We start from the raw sequence: 20,857 nt of genomic DNA on the forward strand, positions 1-20,857 counted from the left end.
TTGTTTATATATATTTTAATCTGTTTAAAGAGTCTTTTCATATTCATCACCTCCTAATACTATTCTTTTATATTATCATATATCAATTTAAGAGACATCTAAAATATATTAAATTATAGAATACTGCAATTTCAGATTGCAATATTTATATCATTTTTTAGTTATATATTTTGAACCTTACTATCTAAAAATTTTTCAATCTTTTTCTCAGAAAGTATCTCATTAGTCATAAATTCACCATTTAAAAAAAGACTGTATGTAGTAAATGGTGCAGGAGCATTTTGAGCTTCTTTTGCTGTTTCAAATTTTATGAGATTTACATCTATACTTCTAGAATCTGCAATTTTCTTCAAAATAGAAGCATATTTTTCTGTGTGTGGACACTGGTTACTATAATATAAAACGATGCTATTTCCATTTAATTTTCTTTGCTTCACACAATCCTTAAAACATGGAATAGGAGCATTATCAGTAAATGGAAGATATAATAACTCATAATTTGGTTCTGATGTATCTGCTAAACAAAATCCCTTATATTTTAGATATTTAGCATCAGATAAAAACGGCATTTTTTTACTGGATGAAAGCACAACTAATCCATATTTTCCTTTTGATTTTGCATCATCAATACATTCCTGTAGCAATAAATTAGAATATCCTTGACCTTTGAATTTTCCAGATAACCAAAAACAGTTAATAAACATATAATTATCTGCAATAATAGGAGACCATGCATTTTCTGCTGGAATATATTCTATAAAAGCTTTACCTCTTACATCAAGTCGTTTAAAAACAAGACCTTTATCAAAATGATTTTTCATCCAAAGTTTTTTAGAAAGAGCACAATTTTCTCCTTTTTTTTCAGAAATTGAACAGCATATATGTTCATTGTCAATATTATTTATATTTATATCAATAATTTTCATACTTTTCTCCTTTTCTAATTATATAATAGTTTATAAATATCATTTATATATTTTTATTTTAACATTTTAAATACGACAATATTATGTCATATTTATATTTTTTAAATAATGCCATTTTAGACTTATTTAAACTACTAAATTGTATATATTTAAGTAAATTTTATAGTATATCTCTATTGTATATAAATTACATATTATCATAATATTCTAAATTTATAAAATAAATCGTATTGACTTAAATATATTTAAGATATATACTTATAATAAAATTTTTTAATAATAGAGGTGTTGCTTGTGATAAGTAAAGAATATTTAATAAGAGAATTAAAAGAACAGGACATTATGAATGCATTAGATTTAATATGGAATGTATTTGAAGAATTTGAGTCTCCAGATTATTGTGATGATGGAATCAAATCATTTCATGAATTTATAGAATATAACTCTATTATTGAAAAAGTCCAAGAAAAAACACTCTTCTTTTGGGGTTGTTTTGATTGTAAAAAATTAATAGGAGTCTTATCTATTAGAGATTTAAATCATATATGTATGCTATTTGTAGATAAAAATTATCATAAACGTGGTATTGCAAGAAAATTAATGAATACAGGTATAGAATATTGTACTAATAACAAAACCAATCTAACAGAAATCACTGTAAATTCATCACCTTATGCAGTTGAAGTTTACCACAAATTAGGATTTAAAGATGTTGATATTGAGCAAACTGTTGATGGTATACGTTTTACACCTATGAAATTGACAATATAATAACTTAAATAAAAAGCAAAGTCTCTTAAATATTTTATAGTAGCTTTGCTTTTTATTAATGCTTAAAAGTAATTATACCTTTTTTATTTTTGATAACACACTTTAAAAATCTTACTAATATGGAGCTTTGATTTATTTTTTATATCTTTTTTGTTAATGTATCAATCAAATTAATTATTAAACTATTAACTTTATATAAACAAGAGATATTTTTTATTATTGTATTTTTACAATTTACCCACTAGATATATAATATCAAGCATCTATTGTATTAACATACAGCCCTAATAGTTTCCTACTAATCATACTTTTTATGAATACCTAATAGAACAGTATCAATGGAATCAGCTAGACCTTTTATAGCTTCTTCTTGACTTACAAGTGCTTTTCCAAGTTGTAAAGTCGAATAACCATGCAGTACACTCATTATCAAATTTAACACTTCATCTGTGTTTTTTATTTCTAAATTACAAGAAACAATAAGTTTTTCTAATAAGGTTTTATATTCACCAAATACCTCTAATGTTTCATTATTTCCATGCCAAGTAGCCCATTGTATTGTTTCATAGACACCAGGATGAGAAATTACAAAATTAAAATATTCTATACTTATACATTTTATAGCTGTGTCTCCAGACTTACCAATAGCAACCTTTTCCATCTGATTATTCATTTTTCGCATTCCATTATGTGCCACTTCAAGTAGCAGGTCATCTAAACTTTCTATATGATTGTATAAAGATGGTGTACGTATACCTAGCTTTGCTGCAACAACTTTTAAAGAAACCTTATTAAGACCATCTTTATCAGCTATATCTGATGCAGTTTGTATAACTATTTCTCTACTAACACGCATAATTCTCCTTCTTTCATTTTAAATTAATTACCTTATTAGTTTAACTAATCTAATTAGTTACGTCAATAATTGAAACTTAGAAAATATTTTATACTGTTATAAAGTATTGACAATTTGATTTCAATTCAATATAATACTAATTGCATTAGTTTTTAAGCTAATATAATTAGTATTATACTAATTTGTTTCATTGCAATATTATTTTATAATTTGCTTAATTATAGAAATAACTACTATGTCAAACTGAGAGGAGACTTTTATGCAAAAAAAATATTTTAAAATTCATGGGATTCCTTCAATTCTTTGGGGAAATCCTTCAAATCAATTGTATATTTACATACATGGACAATCAGGTTATAAAGAGGAGGCTGAAGCTTTTGCCAATATCGCTGTTTATCATGGATATCAGGTTTTAAGTATAGATTTACCTGAACATGGAGAGCGTGAAAAAGAAAATAATTCATTTGACCCCTGGCATGTTGTCCCAGAGTTATCAACCATTATGGAATATGTAAAATGTCATTGGAATCAAATTTCTTTATATGCAAATAGTATTGGAGCATGGTATAGTATGTTGAGCTTTGAAAGAGATACATTAAAAGAATGTATTTTTGTTTCTCCAATTCTTGATATGCAACAGCTCATTTCAAATATGATGCTTTGGGCAAATGTATCAGAAGAACAACTTAAACATGAACTAGTTATTCCAACTTCATTTGGGCATACTCTTTCTTGGGAATATCTATTATATGCAAAAAAACATCCTATTACTAAATGGAATGTACCAACAAAAATATTATATGGCAGATATGATGAACTTACTGAAATCAGTGTGGTAGAAAAATTCGTACAAAAATTTGGTTGTAGTCTAACTATTCTTGAAAATAGCAAACATTGGTTTAACACGCCAGAAGAACTAAACGCATTAGATGAATGGATAAATGCCTCATTTAAATAAAAAATAACAATATTATTTTCATGATTACATTGTCTATAAGCCTTTAATTAATTTTGATGTTATTTAAGGTAATTAAATAGACAATAAATTAATTGTTATTTAAAAACTTTAAAAGTATACAAAATCTTAAACAAGCACTAATAATTAATTGACATAGAGAGAAGAAAGATAAATATTATCTTTCCCTCTCTCTTCTATACAGTGTACAGTTTTTACTTGTTGTTATCAATAAACTGTATTTATGTACAAAACTCAATCTTTTATCTCTTACTAATATATGCATATTTATTGTGACATTAAGGTTATGATATTAAATAAATCTAATAAAATTAATTATAAAAAAATAATAATAAAATATTATCACTCAAATTTTAAGTCTACTATATAGTTTTATCATTTTCTTCTTTTATTTCAATAATCTTCTTAAATAAAATTGATAAAACTAAAGTCAAAAACCCTATAGATAATGAAACAAATGACACTATAACTGAAGGTATTATAGTAATTGCATATAAATATACATCATAAAAATAATATAATATTATCACTACAAAATTAAATATAAAAATCTCACTAAATGCACATACAGATATTTTTTTTAAGTCTTTAGGTATTTCTTTTGAAAATGGTTTATTGATTGCTAATAATTTGCATAATTTTTTTAATATAAACAATGACACAATATATGGGATAGCACATATATATATAGCTACTGATATCACAGTTGGCATGTTCGTATCTGTAATACCCACACCACTTTTAAAATATGCAGTCAATACTAATGGCACTAAAATAAGTGATAATAAGGTCAAAATTATTCCGACCAATACAATATTATTTAATATTTTAGAACTTAAATTCTTTTTCATATAAACTTACCACCTTATACATTCTTATTTTTAATATATATTATAATAGTTTTATATGTTATGTCAATAATTTATTATTGAAAAACAATAAATTATATATTATAATCAATAATATAGTCTATGTTAAGGAGAGAATATTTTTTATGATTACAAAATTTTTTAGTAACATTTTATCAATCTTTCTATATTTTATATTATTAATTTTGGGAGTTGCTGGTATAACATTTTTGTGTATGATACCTATGTTTTTGTATGATTTTAGTTCTGATAAATTAATTACTTTAATTGCAAGAATACTATATTTTTCTGACTACTTTATAGTCATTTTATTCTTAATATTTATAATTAATAGCACTAAATACTCACCTTTTATACTTGAAAATGTAAAGAGATTTAAAATAATGGGATATTGCTTGTTAGTCAATACCATGATTGAATGTATCAATGGTTACAGTTTGAATACAAACAATCTAATAATTTTTGGAAGCGACAATGGTGGTATTTCACCACTTATGATTATTTCTTTTATATTCGCACTAATGTGTTTTGTAATTGCTGAAACATTTGATAAAGCTATAAAAATAAAAGAAGATAATGACTTGACAATATAGAGGTGATGTTATGGCAATTATAGTTAATCTAGATGTAATGATGGCAAAAAGAAAAATATCACTTAAAGATTTGGCTGAAAAAATAGATATTACAAATGCTAATTTATCAATATTAAAAACTGGAAAAGCAAAAGCCATTAGATTCACTACTTTAAATGAAATTTGTAAAGCTTTAGAATGTCAGCCAGGAGATATACTTGAGTATGTAGAAGATGAAGATGATTAAAAAAGAGTGTTTAAAACACTCTTTTTTGATTATAATCTAAAATTTTTATTACTTTGCTGGGATATTTAAGCATGTTGCCAAGTCCTTTTCAGGAGTACTAATAGGTATTAAATTAAATGTATCAACTAAATACTGTAGTACATTTGGACTTATAAATGCTGGTAAACTTGGTCCTAAATATATATTTTTTATATCTAATGATAATAATGCCAACAAATCTGCTACTGCTTTTTGTTCATACCATGACAATATTATTGAAAGAGGAAGGCTATTCACATCTGTGTCAAATGCATCAGCTAAAGCTAAGGCTATTCTTACTGCTGAGTAAGCATCATTACATTGACCAACATCTAACAGTCTAGGTAATCCTGCTACTTCCCCAAAATTCAACTTATTAAATCTATATTTCCCACATGCAAGAGTTAGAATTATACAATCTTCTGGTACTTGTTTAGCAAATTCTGTATAATAGTTTCTACCAGGTCTTGCACCATCACATCCTCCAATCAGGAAAAAATGTCTTATCTTTCCAGATTTAACTGAATCTATTATTGCAGGTGCATTACTTAATGTAGCTTTATGCCCAAAACCAACTAATATTTCGTGCGGCTCTTCACTTTCCTTAAATCCACCTAATTCTAGTGCTTTATTTATTATTTCACTAAAATCTTTTTCTCCATTTTCATTTTTACCTATATACTTTACTCCATCCCATCCAACAACACTAGTCGTAAAAATTCTATCTTTATAAGAATCTCTAGGTTTCATCAAACAATTTGTTGTCATTAATATACATCCTGGTATAGAATCAAACTCTTTTTGCTGGTCTTGCCACGCTCCACCAAAATTACCTACTAAATGAGAGTATTTATTTAATTCTGGATATCCATGACAAGGAATCATTTCTCCATGAGTATATATATTTATTCCTTTTCCTTCTGTCTGTTTGAGTAACATTTCTAAATCTTTTAAATCATGCCCCGATACTATTATAAAAGGTCCTTTTTTTATTTTGACATTTACCTTATGAGGTTCTGGATTTTTATAAACAGTAGTATTAGCTTCATCTAGTTTTTGCATTACAGCGACACTCATATCTCCAGTCTTAAGAGTCAATGTTATTAAATTTTCTAAAGAAATATCATCATCTGTAATTGCTGATAGTGCTCTAAAATAAAATTCATCTACTTGATTATTATAATATCCAAGTTCTCTAGCTTGATGTCCATAGGCACTTATACCTTTTAACCCATAAAGTATTGTCATTCTAAGTGAACGTATGTCAGGATTTAAACTTTCATCAAACATTATTCCAGCTCTCTTAGCATCTTCTAACATTTGACTTCTTGTATCACTCAAATTATATTCAGTATATTCATTACTTTTAATAGATTCTTTAATTCTTTCTCTTAATCTCTGCTTTATTTCTTGTGATTTTCTAAGCATTTCTTCATGAGCATCACCATCAAAATTAACATTAGTTAGAGTCGTAAACAGACTATTTTCTACAAAAGAAACTATTTCTTTATCTATTTCTTCTCCATTATCTATAAGAACTTTAGCATAACAACTTATACCTTTTAATTGATAAATTAATAAATCTTGAAGTGCTGCTATTTCTGGTGTCTTACCACAAACCCCTATCTTTGTACATCCTTTTCCACCTACTGTCTGTTCACATTGGTAGCAAAACATAGAATTTTCCATTTGCTTATACCTCCTTTTATCTCATTACATAGTTTATCCAAATATGTTATAGAGTATAAAATTATATTAAAGTTTTTAAACAATATAGGTATTCTTTTACAAAACATGCAGTACCAAAGAAGTATATAGTAATTTGAGCAATATAAAAAATAACTGATTTTCAATATATGACAATCAGTTATTTTATATCCAGAATATCCATCAAGTATATTATGTTTATTGTATGTCATATTTACAACTAATTTTTTTGAAATGTATTATATCATTATTAATTTTCACTGTATATATTTGTAATATTTTAGACTCTTTTTATCTATATACTACTGCTATACTTTAATTAAGAAAAACAAATCTTATACAAGCTGGTGATTATATGAAAAGAAAACTTTTAATTTTTTTCCTATACTACATATTAGGCATACTTATTTCATATTTTATACTTATTTCTATATTTAAAAAGAAAATAGAAATTCACACTATAGTTGGAATGCTAACAGGTGCTTGTATATTTTATTTTTTGGCACATTTATTTACTAAAAAAAATAAAATTTAACTCAGCTCTATTTTATTAAATTTTAAAGGAGGTACCTACTATGAGTTTTAATAATATCAATCTTATACTTATTGGAATAGGTATTATAATAGGGACTACAATAAGGTATTTAATTAAACGGAAAACTAATTTTTGTAGTGAAAGATATTTCAATAAATTAGAATTAAAATATGGGAATATAGATAGAAAAAAAACTGTTAAACTAGATATATTTTATAGCTATTTAATAAGCTTTGAATATATAACAATGGGTTTATTCATAAAAAAATCAGAGAGTACAATAATAGTAATAATAGTAGTAGCAATTATAACAGCCGTATTGTATTATTTAATTAGAAAAAGATATATCGTTCTATAAACTTTGAATTTATTAAAAAAGAAGGTAACAACTAACTCTAGCTGATACCTTCTAATCATATATATTAAATAAAAACTTCTAATTTAATTTTCAAAATTTCTCCCATATAACTATTTCATGCAAGCGACTCCTAAACAATCTAAATATCTTTTGCTATATTCTGGTTTAAATTTATGCACTGAATAAGAACCTTGAAGTACAAATATTTGCTTACCTAACTCTGGCTCTAAAGTAAAACTTTCATATTTTTTTAATGTTAATTTTTTTCCCGTTGTTATAGTGTTCCCTTTTCTAGTTAAAAATGTAATCTTACCTATTATTCTTGCTGGTATTGTCAAACCAGTAAATCACTCGATAGACCAACTACTAAATTATTCTCTTTTGTCATTTTTATAATATAAATCCTAATATGTATACTTATAATCACCACTGTACATTATAGTGCCTTTAAGCATATTTTTTACTTATACATTATCATTTATATTTTTATTTAATGCTCCTTCTGCTATTAATTTTGTAAATATGTCTTTATGCTTTACTACATAGTAATTATTTTATATATTACCATAATATATAAAATAGACCATCGATTAAAGTGACCCTTTGAATTAATCTATATTTCATTATAAAGTTTTTACAGCTGTTCCATACGCAAATATTTCAACAACTTGTTTTTTGCTTGCAAATCCATCTGCCACAGCAATACGATATTCAAATTGGCAATTAATTACAGCATTTCCACCTAATTGTTCACATTTTTTCTTTAATTGTTCTTTTACTCCTTTAAATGCTGAATTTGGGTCTGCACCTCTAAAAATTCCTTCCTTATGAGAGTCTATTGCAAATATAGCATCTATAACCCCATATTCTTCTTTAATATCTCCAGTACTTATAATCATATCTATATCCTCCAATACCTTTTCTTTAATAGTAGTCTAAATTATGTAGTATTTCAACAAAAACAATTATACTTTTATAATACTTTCAAAACTACATTAGTTGGTATAAGTTCATAAATAACAACCATCAATTTATAAAATATCTCTAAATTTAAATCCATATACTTATTTTCTGAATATATCAATCGCATGACTTGTAACCCCCAATAAATCTTCACGTTCACAAGTAGCAAAATGATATTTCAGATATAATTCAAATGTGTCATTGTCCATTGTATCTACTGCTTCACGCATAAATAATGCACATCCATCTGATGCTACATAATGCAATCGGGTTACAGGAAATATGGACATTAAATTATCAATATCTTCTTTACATACAAGTTCAAATAAATCCTTTGACTCGGATTTGGTGTCAAATGTCAGAGAATCGATTAATCCTTTTTCAACATATTCAGCAACATTAATATTACTGCGTTTAAACCCTTCATCAAGAAGACATCCATCAGATATGACATATGCAGCGAAAATCACTCCTCCTTGTTTTGTTACACGAATTGCTTCACGAAGAGCTTGTTGTTTATCTTCTATGCTATAAAGATGGTATAGTGGACCTAATAGCAAAGTCATATCATATTTATTGTCAGGAAAAATAGATAAGTCCTTGGCATTACCTTGAGTGATGGTTATATCTTCATCAGATTGTGTATTTTGATTGAAAATCTCTATATTATGCTCTACTAACTCCACTGCATCAACTGTATATCCTTGACGTGCCAACGTATGAGAATATCGTCCAGTTCCAGCCCCAACTTCAAGAACATGGTCGTTAGGTTTTATATATTTCTCAATATAACGCATAGTTGTAAAAAACTCAACTAATCCATGCTTTAATCTCAGTCTACTATCTTCATCATAATTATTATAAAAATCAATTAAATATTTGTTTGTTTTCATATTATACTCCTTCTATATTAATTATTAAACATCAAATAGATAAATTCCAATCTGGTTTTTCTTGTATTATAAAAGCTGACAATATCTTTCTTACCATTTTTTCAGCACTATTTCTATCTAATGTTAATTTTTTCGTTGCCACTAAGACTGCTATACCATGTGTATAAAGGAATAAATCCAAGAATATTACTTTTGCACGTTCTAATTCTATTCCAATGATTTCTGAAAAATCTCTTGCCCTTTTTTCATTGTCAATCTCATTGTAAAAATCCTTTGCCTCTGTCATATTCAAATCCATATCATTTATAAATAATAACTTAAATAAATGTATTTCTTCTTGAGCAAATTCAATATATGAAAGAGGAAGAATTAAGTAAGGGCTAACATTTACAGAATTACTGTAATTAGTGACATACTGCTTGTAGTATTCATATGCAAAAGCAAGAAATTCGTTTTTTAATTCATCCATATTTTCATAGCAAGTAAAAATCGGTCTAGTAGAACATTGTAGTTTGTTTGCTATACTCCTTGCATTTACAGTCTCAAATCCTGTTTCCCTTGTAATTTCCAATACAATATTCAAAATCATTTTTTTTGTTATTTTTGCTTTAGGTGGCATTAAATTTCACTTCCTTATTAGATTTTCAGATTACTAACGTTGTATAACTATTGTTACATATCAAATTAACTATGTCAAGGGAGAGTTTTTAATTTTTTACACTCTTACTTTTTCTGTAACTTAAAATGTTCCACTTATTATAGTCTAGACTAATTTCTATGAAATTTCTAATAGCTTGACTTTAAGTTTTATTGCTTTTTCCTATCTTTAAGAAGTTATAAGATTATTATTCGTATACACAATAAGTACAGTTTTAACCTTTATTAATATTAATTACACCTATAATATAATCACTAAGAATATTTTTTACTCTTTTAAGCAAATTATTTCCTACTCCCCAATCAATTTGAAGAAGTCCTATCGAACTTCCAGTTGAAGCAATTTTAACAAGAGTTTTTCCAGTTGTATTTTCACAAATCACCACTAACCCTGAATTACTATTACTTCTTGCATAATATTTGTCGAAAGTTGTAATTAGTATAAGTTTACCATTCCCTAAGCTATACATATCAGAAAAAACTATATCTGCATCCAAATTCTTTTCTACCATTCTCTGTGCTTCTACTGGTGTAATTTTTACAGTAAACACTTCTCTTGACATATCATTCATCACATCCTTAATAAAGATTAATTTTTATCTTAATAAAAACGTACTTTTTTAGTATTTTCTAACACTTTTATCACACAGTATTCCTATTCCTCCTAATAAAGCCAATATAGAACCAAAATTTCTATACTGTGAAATAGATTGTTCTAAATATATATTGTATTGGTTGGTATCCATTGTTCCACCATTTTGTCGCATAATACATTCTATATTAAATTGCCCTAAACCTATACAGCAAAATAACACTATTATTCCAATTACAAAAGCAAATATACATATTGTAAGTTTAATATCCTTATTTTCCATAAATACACCTCTAATAATTTAGATTTCTTTGTTATTTTTTACTTAGTGATATATTATCTACATTATACTATACAACATATATATCCATCTATTTCCAAGATTGTAACATTTTCATATATTAGTAATGTGACTATGCCAATTTAATCTCTAGTTTTAAGTTCTACATTCTTCTCCATCTCGAATTAGTTTTTGCTTTTCCTATGTTATCTTTAAATGAAGTGTCAAATCCATTAACCTCATTCACTTTTACTGTGTAATTTATATATTCTCCTGTTGTAAGCATTATTTTAATAGCTGAAATTCTCACATTCCTCCATAACTATTTTGTAAATCATCATTCTTTAAATCAAGAAATACTGTTGATGCTACACATAATTCAGCTACATAGCTATTGTAGTCAATTTCACTTGTATATTGCCTACAACTTTTAACCCTTTTAGGACACTTTCTTCTTAAGGTTTCATATTCCTCAGAAGATAAAACTCTTAATTTCCATTCGACTGGTTTTCCTTCTTCATCTAAGAATCTATCATCTGCTACATATTTTACATTGTCAATCTTTGTCGTATTTCAGACTAAAAAGCACTTGAATTACTCATATTATTTTAATCTCTTCTTATTTTATATTGTACTTGATATTAAATTGAACTTTTTAACTAATTTCCAATGCTCACATGTAAAGCCCATATCTTCATCCAAATACTCACCATTCCGTTATCCAATATTCATATTTAGCCATATAACCACCTCGTTTTTGTTTGTTTTGAGAATAAAAAAAGAGCCCTTTTTAGGACTCATACCTTTCATATATAGATGTTTATTTAATCATAAAGCTATTTTCTTCTTCTATTCCTTTGCTTAAATTCTTAAGCTCTTTTCCATTTTTTCATAACAAATACATCATAAGAAGCAAAACTATTATTGTTATAAGTATGGAAAATGAAGCTTTGTTTAAAACTTGTATGGATAAACTATCTATTTCAATAAACAAAGTCAATTCTGTATAAAACCATATCAACATATTATTTCTAGCATTTAAATCTACTACAGTTATATTGTCCTATATATTTATTTTTTCTATTATTATTAAATTATAGTTTCTTCTTTACTCTTCTTACCTTTTAATTTCTCATAATAAAATAAATATTCTTTTAAATACTCTTCATCCATATTAATTTCTTCCAAAGTATAAAATTCAACTTCAAAGGTCAATATCCTTCAAAAACTATTCGACAATTACAAAATACTCAAATTTTCGCTTTTAAGAATTATTTTTTATAGAGTTTATTCCATCCAATAGTACTTTAGAATCTATTTTTAAATATCTAGAATACATCCAAACAACTGGACTACGAATCCTACCTTTAGAACAAGCAATTATTATCTTTTTACTATTGTTATCACTAATAGATAGGAGTTTATCTTTTATATTTTTGCGATTTTTTATTAAACCATATAAAACAATAATTCCTGCAATAGGTTTATTCCTGTGCAGAAAGTCATATTCTTTTTCATCAATAACAGAGATATTATGTTGTAATTTAGTTATACTACCATATTCTGTTGGTGTACGTACATCAACAGTTACTTCATCAACGATTTCACTATGTTTTATTAGATACTGTGGACATAATTTTTTCATGTATACATCTAAGGTTTGCATAAGTATCTCTCCTTAATTTTCTGAATAATATATTAATTTATTATACTATAAAACAAGTGTACTCTTACAGTTATTTATTAATATAAATTTATAATTATTCTAAAAATAATTTAAATATATAATAATATTTATATAGAGATTTTACTTGAATTTAATTGAATCTTTAAAGCATTATTTTCATAAGGTTTTATATCTTCTAAATTTAAATACACAACTTCTCTTTTATTCATTTGATGCCTCCAATTCATTAAATAAAAAAAGAACACTTACTAGTGTTCTTTAATATACTTTTATTGGTATTCTAAATTCCTTTGTCTCCATATTATCAGCTGATAATACTACCTCTATATAAACGTCTTTTTTAAGCATAACACAGTTTCTAAAATTAAATTGCTCTATTCTAAAATTTATTCCTTTATGGATTGTAGTATTATCTTTGGGATGCCATCTAAGCTCACTATTTATTTGTTCAAAGTTATTATTTTCTTCAATCTCTACTTCCATATTAATAAATTTCAAACTTAATATAGGGCTTTTTGCAACAATTGTACTTTTGTTTTCTATTACAAAATCAACTAAGTTATTACTACGAATCTTAGTATAGATACCAGGTTTATCATCTATCTTATTAGAATCAAGTCTAATATATCCATTACCATTTTCATAATAATCACCAGCTATATTATTCTCATTATTTCTTCTATATTTTAATATCAATTTGGCTTGTTTATTAGATTCCATAAAAGCTATAATTGATATAATCAAGGCTGCTATTGACGCAAATGATGCAATTACAGAAATTATATTTATATAGTTACCAAGAAATTCATTAAACTGATTAAACATATCTTTTTCTCCTTAAAAACATTACTTTATCTTATTATAGTTGTATAATATTTTTTACATTTATTTTTAATTTATTACACAAACTTCTTACATAAAAAAAGACCATCTATAAAGATGATTCTCTAGACTAAGTATCTATGTTTTTGTTTATACTCTGTAACAGCATCATTTCATGCTTCTTGCTCTCTTATTCCTTTTTCTCTAGCAATTCTTTGTGCTATCTTTCTAACTAATTCAGCACTTTTTAATATTCCTATACTAACCACTTCCTTATCTCTATTTTACATTATATCATATAATAAAGAATAAAGCTAATTATTAGCCAACAGGTACTAATATTAGTTTAGATAATTTCTATTAATTCCTTAATCTTTTTATATACTTCTTTAAATTTAATAACTTCATTGTCCTCTTAATTTATTGTATAAAAAAAGAGCATCTATAAAGATAGTCTAAATCCTATATATTTTTATTTCTCATCTTTACACCAATTCCTGTCAGTCTTACCATTTATATAAGTTCTCACTATTTCACCACAATCTAAGCATAAGTCAAAATATGTTTTAGATACCTTAGAGGAAAATTTTGTATTGTATTCCAAACATCTTTTCCTAGAGTATTAAATTCCTATTCTAAATATGAAAGTGGTTTCTGAAAGGTTGGGTCATACATATATAAAAATAACTATGAATAGATATTCTATTGTTTTAGAGGAAATGGCCAAAGAAGTCTCTAACAATTTAAGCAAAACATTATTCAGATAAACAAAAAACTGACTGTCAGTTAAATGTCAGTTAGACCTAAAAAAGGAATTTGTCAGTTAAGTGTCAGTCAGTTTTTTTATAATATCTTTGTTTAAATAGGGCTAGATTTGAACGTTTTAACCCTTGAAACTATTTATTAATATACAAAATTTACTCATATACAGAATATCTTTTCCAAATTTGTTCTAAATCATCAAAGTGTTGTTTAATATCTTCTTTCTCTTTCATTCCAACAGATATAGCAAGAGCATTTGAAATACTAAGTGCTGGGACTAAAGAATCTACAAATGAAGCCATATTACTTTTAACTAAAAGAGTATTATCTGCAAGTGATGCTACTGGTGCAAACAAACTATCTGTTAATGATATTACATGTGCTCCCTTTTCCTTAGCATAATCGACAATTTGATAAGATTTTTTTGAATAACGAGGGAAACTAATTGCAACTATAACATCTTCTTCATTTATTCTTACAATTTGCTCAAAAGCATCTCCCATATCCATTCTAATTATATGAACATTGTCAAGTATTATATCTAAGTAAAAACCTAAATATTGAGCTACTACAAAAGAACTTCTCATACCAAGTATATATATCTTTCTGGCTCTTAAAAGTTTATTAGAAGCTTCTTTAAATGCTCTTTCATCAATTTCTTCTAATGTGGACCTTATATTATCTATATCACTCTTTAAAACTTTGTTTAATATTGCAAAATCATCGGAATAATCATGTGCCATTTCAACTCTTTGTACTGTAGTTAGCTTATTTTTTATGAGTTCTTGAAGTGCTGCTTGTAATTTAGGATATCCACTATAACCTAAGGCATTTGCAAATCTTACAACAGTAGACTCACTTACACCTACAGTTTCACCTAATTTACATGCAGTCATAAATGCAACTTTATCATAATTATTTAAAATATATTGTGCTATAAGTTTTTGACCTTTACTCAATCTCGTATACTGAGATTGTATATTTGATATCAAATGTTTACTGTCCTTCATTTCATTTGTTTCTTCCATTTTTTTCTCCTTTTAGTTATACAAACTATTTTGTTTTTGTTAATATTGTCTTTTTCTGTAAAAATTCTATTATTTTGTTTTTATCTCAACTTCATATTAATTTTTATTATAACTTCTTAAACTCATAAAATTCTAACTTTTCTGTACCTTATACATCACATAGTATTTTCGATTAAATTTATTATACCATCTTTCCTTGCATTTTTTAATATTTATCCAATATTTCTTTTAAATTTTTCAATTTTTACTCATTTAAAAGTTTCCTATCTTATTTTGCATATTTAAGTATATATTTTATTTTAAAAGCAAACTATCGTATGCTTATTATTTAAAGTATTTTTAAGAGGTCACAATATATATATTAACTCTTAATAGAATCTTGTCAAGTTTTTTTTAGTATTTATTGTGATTTTTTCTTTTCAATTAAAATCAATTGTGGTGGGTTATTGACTTGATTTAAAAATTTAGATTCTAAAACATTAAATTCATCCTGACTTAAATTATTGATAAGATTATATATACAATCTCTTTCCTCTTGACCTCCATCATGCCCTGTATATATAGCGATACTTATTACTCCATTTTCTTTTAACATTTTTAAACTCAACTTTATAGCTTTTAAAGTTGTATCTGGTTTGGTTATAATTGAATGTTTTGCTCTTGGAAGATATCCTAAATTAAATAAAACACATGAAACTTCTTCTTTTATATATTTATTCATATTTTCATGACCATCTAATATTAGTTTTACTCTGTCTACATAGCCTTCTTTTTCTATTTTTTTACTTGTAGACTTTATTGCTTCTTCTTGTACATCAAAGGCATATACAAACCCTTTTTCTCCAACCTTTTCAGCCAGATACATTGTATCATATCCATTTCCCATAGTAGCATCAATTACTATATCACCTTTACTTATAACCTTTTCTAAATAAAATTTATTTATATCTGTAATTTTAGTTAAATATTTTGCATATGCCATAATACTATCTCTCCCTACTGTTAACCTTATTTCATTGTTATCTTATTTTATTGACTTTAAATATTTTATTTCATCTTCTGTTAAGTATCTATATTCTCCGACTTTTATATCTTTTAATTCTATCTTACCTACAGAAATTCTTCTTAAATTTAAAACTGGATGATTTATAGCCTTACACATTTTTCTCACTTGTCTATTTCTTCCCTCATGTATAGTTATTTCACATACAGAATAATTCTTTTCTTTATTTTCTTTAGTTACTCTTATTTTAGCAGGTGCTGTTGTGTAATCTTCTATGTTTAATCCTCTTTCAAACTTTCTTATTTCATCATTACTTATAATTCCCTTCACACTTGCTACATATGTTTTGTTAACCTCATGTTTTGGGTGAGTAAGTTTATATGTTAAGTCTCCATCATTAGTAAGTATCAATAATCCACTAGTTTCATAATCTAGTCTACCTATTGGATACACTCTTTCTTTCACATCTTTAAGTATATCTATTACACTTGGTCTATTAAACTGGTCTTTTACTGTAGTTATATATCCTTCTGGCTTATTTAACACTATATATACATGCTTTTCACTTGGCTTTACTTTTTTATTATCAAATTCCACTATATCCTTATCTTCCTCAATATTAAATGATAACTCTTTTACTACATTTCCATTTACCTTTATTCTTCCTTCAAGAATAATTTCTTCTGCTTTTCTTCTAGATGCAATCCCACAAGAAGCTATATACTTATTAATTCTCATACATAATCCTTTCTTATCTTAAATTATATGTTATTTGATATTTTTATCAATGTTAATTTTGTTACATTATTATACTATACTAGACCTTGATTAAAAACAAGCTAAAAAATTATTTAATTTTCCTAAATAATTGTAATTTCTTTTCACATACTATTAATATGTAATAGCTGACTAAACACTATTTTAAGGAAGTGATTATTATTTCAAAAGAAAATGTAAAATACTATTTAATAGTCGTGTTTATTGGAATTTTATTTTTTAAATTTGTTAATACTCCATCAGATTTTATATCTAGTATTGAAGGATTCTTAAAGTTTTTTGGCCCATTTTTTCTAGCTATTTTGCTTGCTTTACTTTTAAATCCATTAGTAATGCTTTTTGAAATAAGATTTAAAGCACATAGGCTTTTAGCTATTTTTATAGCTTATATATTTATAGGTCTTATTTTAGCTTTTGGAATTAGATTGTTAATTCCATCAATCGCCAATACATTAAACAGGTTAATAAGTGAAATGCCTATGTACACTGATTATATAAACAATTTTATAGAAAAAAATATGTCAAACATAGATTTTTTAAAGACTTTAGTTCCTCACATACAACATAGCTTAGATAATGTGTTAAAAGAGGCAAATGATTCCATTAGTAGAATTCCTAAAAACTTATTAGTCTATGCACTTAGTATATCTTCTATGTTATTTAATATGACAATGGGATTTATACTGTCTATATATATTATATATGACAAAGAAAAAATTGCATTGGGGTTTAAAAAATTACTATACTCTTCTACTGATAGAAACAAAGCAGATGATATTATAGAATTCTTTAGAACTACTCATGACATTTTCTATGATTATTTGATTGGTAGAATATTAGACTCTCTTATTATTGGTATAATTGCATTCTTAGGATTTCAATTTGTTATCAGAATAGAAAATGCTTTATTTTTAGCTTCAATAATATTCTTAGGTAATATAATACCGTATTTTGGTCCTTTTATTGGTGCAATACCTCCAATAGCCATGACAATCTTATATAGCCCACAAAAAACTATCTGGGTTGTTATATTCATATTTATATTACAACAACTAGATGGAAACTTTATAGAACCAAAAGTTATGGGTAATCAAGTTGGTATAGGAGCTATATGGGTAATTTCTGCAATTTTAATAGGTCAATCTCTATTTGGTTTTATAGGTGTTTTCCTTTCAGTGCCAATAGCAGCTGTTGTAAAAACTTATGTTGATAAATATATAGATAATCGGCTACAATAACTTATATTTATTGTATATACTTTTAAATTTTTAATTTCAAATTTAGTTGCTTTTTATTGAACTATTTTATAAAAAATTAGCCCTTAGCAAAAACAATTTGCTAAGAGCTAATTTTTTATAATGCATATTTTATTTATTAAAAATATATGCACATTTTATATTTATTGATTATTTGAACTTTGAGAATTTTCACCACTCTCTGCTCCACCACTAGTATCTGGAGAAGGTGGTGTTGGTGCTGGATTATTATTTGGTTTTTCTTGATTCTGAGAAGAGCTACTGTTATTATCAGATTTATCATCATCTGATTTTTTACTGTTATTTTTAGAACTAGATTTATTAGTTTTACTATTTCTACTATAAGAAGTTTTTCTTGCGTCTGATTCTACTCTGTACCTATCTTCTCCTGCTGTATCTTTTGCCTTTTTCTTTCTTTGCTCTTCTGCTTCATTTTGTTCTTTTTCTAATTTAGTTAATTCTTCTTTCTTTTTAGTTGCTTCTTCTTTAATAACAGATGAACCATTTTTTATTTTCTCTATAAGCTTAAGTTCCTTAATTGCATCCTCATAATTTTTCGCTTCTTCAAACTCAGTCATATTTGACATTCTCATAGCTTGCATATACATAGCCCTTGCATTCTCATTAGTATTGTCTTCTTCTAATGCAGAGGACAATGATTCCATAGCTTTTTTATAGTCATGTTTTTCTAAGTATGTTTTTCCTTGCTCAGTTAAATTTATTTCATCTTTATTATTAAATGAACATCCTACAAGAAATATAGATAATATCGATATTAATAAAATTACTCTTCCTCTCATTAAACCCCTCCTTGTTATATACTTTAAATTTTATCATAATTAGGAAGTTTTTAAAATATTTTATATTTATTACAAGAAATTTGTTAGTAAAAGAAAAAAATAAGTAGATATGCTATGTATAACTACAACAAACTAAAAATTAATTTAGAGCCATATATACCTTAGTAAATCTACTTATAATAAACTTAATATTTAATTTTCATTCTATACTTCTAAAGCTAATAAATCTTCATAACTTTGTCTCTTACATATTACCTTATCATTTCCATCAAATACTGATACTACTGCTGCTCTTGGTATTTTATTATAATTTGAAGACATTGAATACCCATATGCACCTGTTGATGTCGTTATAAGTATGTCTCCACTTTTAATATCCATTATATCTATATCCCCAATCAATATATCTCCACTTTCACAACATTTTCCAGCTATTGTTACATGATTCATAGTCTCATGGTTAATTTTATTTACAATACTACACTCATAACTAGCTTGATACAGAGAAGGTCTTACATTATCTGTCATACCTCCATCTACACTTACATAAACTCTAACATCTTTTATATCTTTTATTGAACCTACTGTATACAATGTGCTTCCTGCATTTGCAACTATTGATCTTCCTGGTTCTATTACCAATATAGGTACTTCTATCCCAAGCTCTTTACATGAACTTTCCGCTTTAGCAATTATAGTCTCACAGAATTCTTTTATAGTCTTAGGCTTATCTTCTTTACTGTAATAAACCCCTACACCTCCACCTAAGTCAATTTCTGTTAACTGTATATTGAATTTTTCTTTTATCTCTTTTACTAAGTTCATCATTATGTCCACTGTATCTATGTACGGCTCTACATCAAATATTTGTGAGCCTATATGAGCATGAAGACCCACAAGTCTTATATTCTTGTATTCACTCAATTTCTCTATTGCTCTAAATAAATCTCCATTCACTAAGGCAAATCCAAATTTAGAATCTATCTGTCCAGTTTTTATATAATCGTGTGTATGAGCCTCTATTCCAGGTGTTATTCTAAAATATATTTCTTGAACTTTACCTTTTTCTTCACATAACTTTTCAATCAAATCCAATTCATAAAAATTGTCTACTACAAACTTACCTACACCTAAATCTAATCCCATATTTATTTCTTCTTTAGTCTTATTATTTCCATGGAAGAAAACTTTTTCCATAGGGAAATTTGATTTGTAGGCTGTATATAATTCGCCTCCTGAAACTACATCTAGGCACATTTGTTCTTCATTTATAAGATTACACATATAAATAGGTAAAAAAGCTTTACCTGCATAAGCAACCTTGTTTTTTCCATCTTTGGCTTTAAAATATTCTACATATTCTCTACAGTTTTGTCTTACCAAAGCTTCATCAAATACATAAAGTGGAGTTTGATATTTTTCACTAAGCTCTAGACAACTCACTCCTCCAATATATAATTCATTATCATTTACAGTCATAGTTCCATGAAGTTTCATAATAT

The 20,857-nt window shown here is 26.2% G+C and carries 26 protein-coding genes; 6 read left to right on the forward strand and 20 right to left on the reverse strand.

What is annotated here, in order from left to right; genetic code table 11:
* Positions 1 to 161: 161 nt before the first annotated feature.
* Positions 162 to 926, reverse strand: a complete 765-nt coding sequence (locus tag KGF38_RS16525) for an N-acetyltransferase (protein WP_074178218.1) — start codon at positions 924 to 926, stop codon at positions 162 to 164.
* A gap of 294 nt (positions 927 to 1,220) precedes the next feature.
* On the opposite strand from KGF38_RS16525, the gene KGF38_RS16530 reads away from it, so the two are divergent.
* On the forward strand, positions 1,221 to 1,697 hold the full coding sequence (locus KGF38_RS16530; RefSeq protein ID WP_407811674.1) for a GNAT family N-acetyltransferase: 477 nt from the start codon (positions 1,221 to 1,223) through the stop codon (positions 1,695 to 1,697).
* 298 nt (positions 1,698 to 1,995) lie between these two features.
* Here KGF38_RS16530 and KGF38_RS16535 read toward each other — a convergent pair whose 3' ends face one another.
* Positions 1,996 to 2,553, reverse strand: coding sequence for a TetR/AcrR family transcriptional regulator (locus KGF38_RS16535; RefSeq protein WP_074178219.1), 558 nt, complete (start codon positions 2,551 to 2,553; stop codon positions 1,996 to 1,998).
* Positions 2,554 to 2,878: 325 nt separating this feature from the next.
* On the opposite strand from KGF38_RS16535, the gene KGF38_RS16540 reads away from it, so the two are divergent.
* The gene (locus KGF38_RS16540; RefSeq protein ID WP_227832538.1) at positions 2,879 to 3,511 is read left to right on the forward strand and encodes an alpha/beta hydrolase; all 633 of its coding nucleotides are present in this window, start codon (positions 2,879 to 2,881) and stop codon (positions 3,509 to 3,511) included.
* Between the two features lie 380 nt (positions 3,512 to 3,891).
* Here the strand turns inward: KGF38_RS16540 and KGF38_RS16545 are convergent, their stop codons facing one another.
* The gene (locus KGF38_RS16545) at positions 3,892 to 4,380 is read right to left on the reverse strand and encodes a DUF2975 domain-containing protein (RefSeq protein WP_054270491.1); all 489 of its coding nucleotides are present in this window, start codon (positions 4,378 to 4,380) and stop codon (positions 3,892 to 3,894) included.
* 143 nt (positions 4,381 to 4,523) lie between these two features.
* Between KGF38_RS16545 and KGF38_RS16550 the strand changes: the two genes are divergently transcribed.
* On the forward strand, positions 4,524 to 4,991 hold the full coding sequence (locus KGF38_RS16550) for a DUF2975 domain-containing protein (RefSeq protein ID WP_054270492.1): 468 nt from the start codon (positions 4,524 to 4,526) through the stop codon (positions 4,989 to 4,991).
* 10 nt (positions 4,992 to 5,001) lie between these two features.
* On the forward strand, positions 5,002 to 5,217 hold the full coding sequence (locus KGF38_RS16555) for a helix-turn-helix domain-containing protein (RefSeq protein ID WP_054270493.1): 216 nt from the start codon (positions 5,002 to 5,004) through the stop codon (positions 5,215 to 5,217).
* Positions 5,218 to 5,265: 48 nt separating this feature from the next.
* Here the strand turns inward: KGF38_RS16555 and hcp are convergent, their stop codons facing one another.
* Positions 5,266 to 6,924 (reverse strand): hydroxylamine reductase, encoded by a 1,659-nt coding sequence (gene hcp / locus KGF38_RS16560; protein ID WP_074178220.1) that lies wholly within the window; start codon positions 6,922 to 6,924, stop codon positions 5,266 to 5,268.
* 593 nt (positions 6,925 to 7,517) lie between these two features.
* Between hcp and KGF38_RS16565 the strand changes: the two genes are divergently transcribed.
* Positions 7,518 to 7,835, forward strand: a complete 318-nt coding sequence (locus KGF38_RS16565) for a hypothetical protein (RefSeq protein ID WP_074178221.1) — start codon at positions 7,518 to 7,520, stop codon at positions 7,833 to 7,835.
* Positions 7,836 to 7,945: 110 nt separating this feature from the next.
* On the opposite strand, the gene KGF38_RS16570 is transcribed toward KGF38_RS16565, so the two are convergent.
* The 14 genes from KGF38_RS16570 to KGF38_RS16625 form a co-directional block, all read right to left on the reverse strand.
* On the reverse strand, positions 7,946 to 8,173 hold the full coding sequence (locus KGF38_RS16570; RefSeq protein WP_054270496.1) for a hypothetical protein: 228 nt from the start codon (positions 8,171 to 8,173) through the stop codon (positions 7,946 to 7,948).
* Between the two features lie 285 nt (positions 8,174 to 8,458).
* Entirely contained in the window at positions 8,459 to 8,734 is a 276-nt protein-coding gene (locus KGF38_RS16575) for a heavy metal-binding domain-containing protein (protein ID WP_021384859.1), read from the reverse strand.
* Between the two features lie 165 nt (positions 8,735 to 8,899).
* On the reverse strand, positions 8,900 to 9,691 hold the full coding sequence (locus KGF38_RS16580; RefSeq protein WP_074178222.1) for a class I SAM-dependent methyltransferase: 792 nt from the start codon (positions 9,689 to 9,691) through the stop codon (positions 8,900 to 8,902).
* A gap of 31 nt (positions 9,692 to 9,722) precedes the next feature.
* Positions 9,723 to 10,310, reverse strand: a complete 588-nt coding sequence (locus tag KGF38_RS16585; protein WP_054270498.1) for a TetR/AcrR family transcriptional regulator — start codon at positions 10,308 to 10,310, stop codon at positions 9,723 to 9,725.
* Positions 10,311 to 10,563: 253 nt separating this feature from the next.
* Positions 10,564 to 10,911, reverse strand: coding sequence for a DUF6054 family protein (locus KGF38_RS16590; protein ID WP_054270499.1), 348 nt, complete (start codon positions 10,909 to 10,911; stop codon positions 10,564 to 10,566).
* A gap of 57 nt (positions 10,912 to 10,968) precedes the next feature.
* On the reverse strand, positions 10,969 to 11,223 hold the full coding sequence (locus KGF38_RS16595; RefSeq protein ID WP_054270500.1) for a hypothetical protein: 255 nt from the start codon (positions 11,221 to 11,223) through the stop codon (positions 10,969 to 10,971).
* A 160-nt stretch (positions 11,224 to 11,383) separates the two neighbouring features.
* Positions 11,384 to 11,530, reverse strand: coding sequence for a phage tail assembly chaperone (locus KGF38_RS20450; RefSeq protein WP_265327126.1), 147 nt, complete (start codon positions 11,528 to 11,530; stop codon positions 11,384 to 11,386).
* Entirely contained in the window at positions 11,527 to 11,781 is a 255-nt protein-coding gene (locus KGF38_RS20455) for a phage tail assembly chaperone (RefSeq protein WP_265327127.1), read from the reverse strand. Before KGF38_RS20455 ends, KGF38_RS20450 begins: the two co-directional genes overlap by 4 nt.
* A 703-nt stretch (positions 11,782 to 12,484) precedes the next feature.
* On the reverse strand, positions 12,485 to 12,886 hold the full coding sequence (locus KGF38_RS16605; protein WP_074178224.1) for a hypothetical protein: 402 nt from the start codon (positions 12,884 to 12,886) through the stop codon (positions 12,485 to 12,487).
* Positions 12,887 to 13,165: 279 nt separating this feature from the next.
* Positions 13,166 to 13,732 carry a hypothetical protein gene (locus KGF38_RS16610; RefSeq protein WP_054270502.1) on the reverse strand — a complete coding sequence of 189 codons (567 nt, stop codon included), beginning with the start codon at positions 13,730 to 13,732 and terminating at the stop codon, positions 13,166 to 13,168.
* A gap of 469 nt (positions 13,733 to 14,201) precedes the next feature.
* On the reverse strand, positions 14,202 to 14,333 hold the full coding sequence (locus KGF38_RS20460; protein ID WP_255646262.1) for a hypothetical protein: 132 nt from the start codon (positions 14,331 to 14,333) through the stop codon (positions 14,202 to 14,204).
* 313 nt (positions 14,334 to 14,646) lie between these two features.
* Complete coding sequence (locus tag KGF38_RS16615) at positions 14,647 to 15,519, reverse strand: MurR/RpiR family transcriptional regulator (protein WP_021384902.1); 873 nt, start codon at positions 15,517 to 15,519, stop codon at positions 14,647 to 14,649.
* A 400-nt stretch (positions 15,520 to 15,919) separates the two neighbouring features.
* Complete coding sequence (locus tag KGF38_RS16620) at positions 15,920 to 16,501, reverse strand: class I SAM-dependent methyltransferase (RefSeq protein WP_054276862.1); 582 nt, start codon at positions 16,499 to 16,501, stop codon at positions 15,920 to 15,922.
* A 42-nt stretch (positions 16,502 to 16,543) separates the two neighbouring features.
* The gene (locus tag KGF38_RS16625) at positions 16,544 to 17,260 is read right to left on the reverse strand and encodes a pseudouridine synthase (protein ID WP_074178226.1); all 717 of its coding nucleotides are present in this window, start codon (positions 17,258 to 17,260) and stop codon (positions 16,544 to 16,546) included.
* Positions 17,261 to 17,451: 191 nt separating this feature from the next.
* On the opposite strand from KGF38_RS16625, the gene KGF38_RS16630 reads away from it, so the two are divergent.
* The gene (locus KGF38_RS16630; protein ID WP_054270505.1) at positions 17,452 to 18,537 is read left to right on the forward strand and encodes an AI-2E family transporter; all 1,086 of its coding nucleotides are present in this window, start codon (positions 17,452 to 17,454) and stop codon (positions 18,535 to 18,537) included.
* Between the two features lie 161 nt (positions 18,538 to 18,698).
* Here the strand turns inward: KGF38_RS16630 and KGF38_RS16635 are convergent, their stop codons facing one another.
* Together KGF38_RS16635 and lysA are read right to left on the reverse strand one after the other, a co-directional pair.
* Positions 18,699 to 19,355 (reverse strand): tetratricopeptide repeat protein, encoded by a 657-nt coding sequence (locus tag KGF38_RS16635; protein ID WP_054270506.1) that lies wholly within the window; start codon positions 19,353 to 19,355, stop codon positions 18,699 to 18,701.
* Between the two features lie 204 nt (positions 19,356 to 19,559).
* Positions 19,560 to 20,852, reverse strand: a complete 1,293-nt coding sequence (gene lysA / locus KGF38_RS16640; protein ID WP_054270507.1) for a diaminopimelate decarboxylase — start codon at positions 20,850 to 20,852, stop codon at positions 19,560 to 19,562.
* Positions 20,853 to 20,857 lie beyond the last annotated feature (5 nt).

This window comes from Clostridioides sp. ZZV14-6387 (genome assembly GCF_020657835.1).
Taxonomy (GTDB): Bacteria; Bacillota; Clostridia; order Peptostreptococcales; family Peptostreptococcaceae; genus Clostridioides; species Clostridioides difficile_A.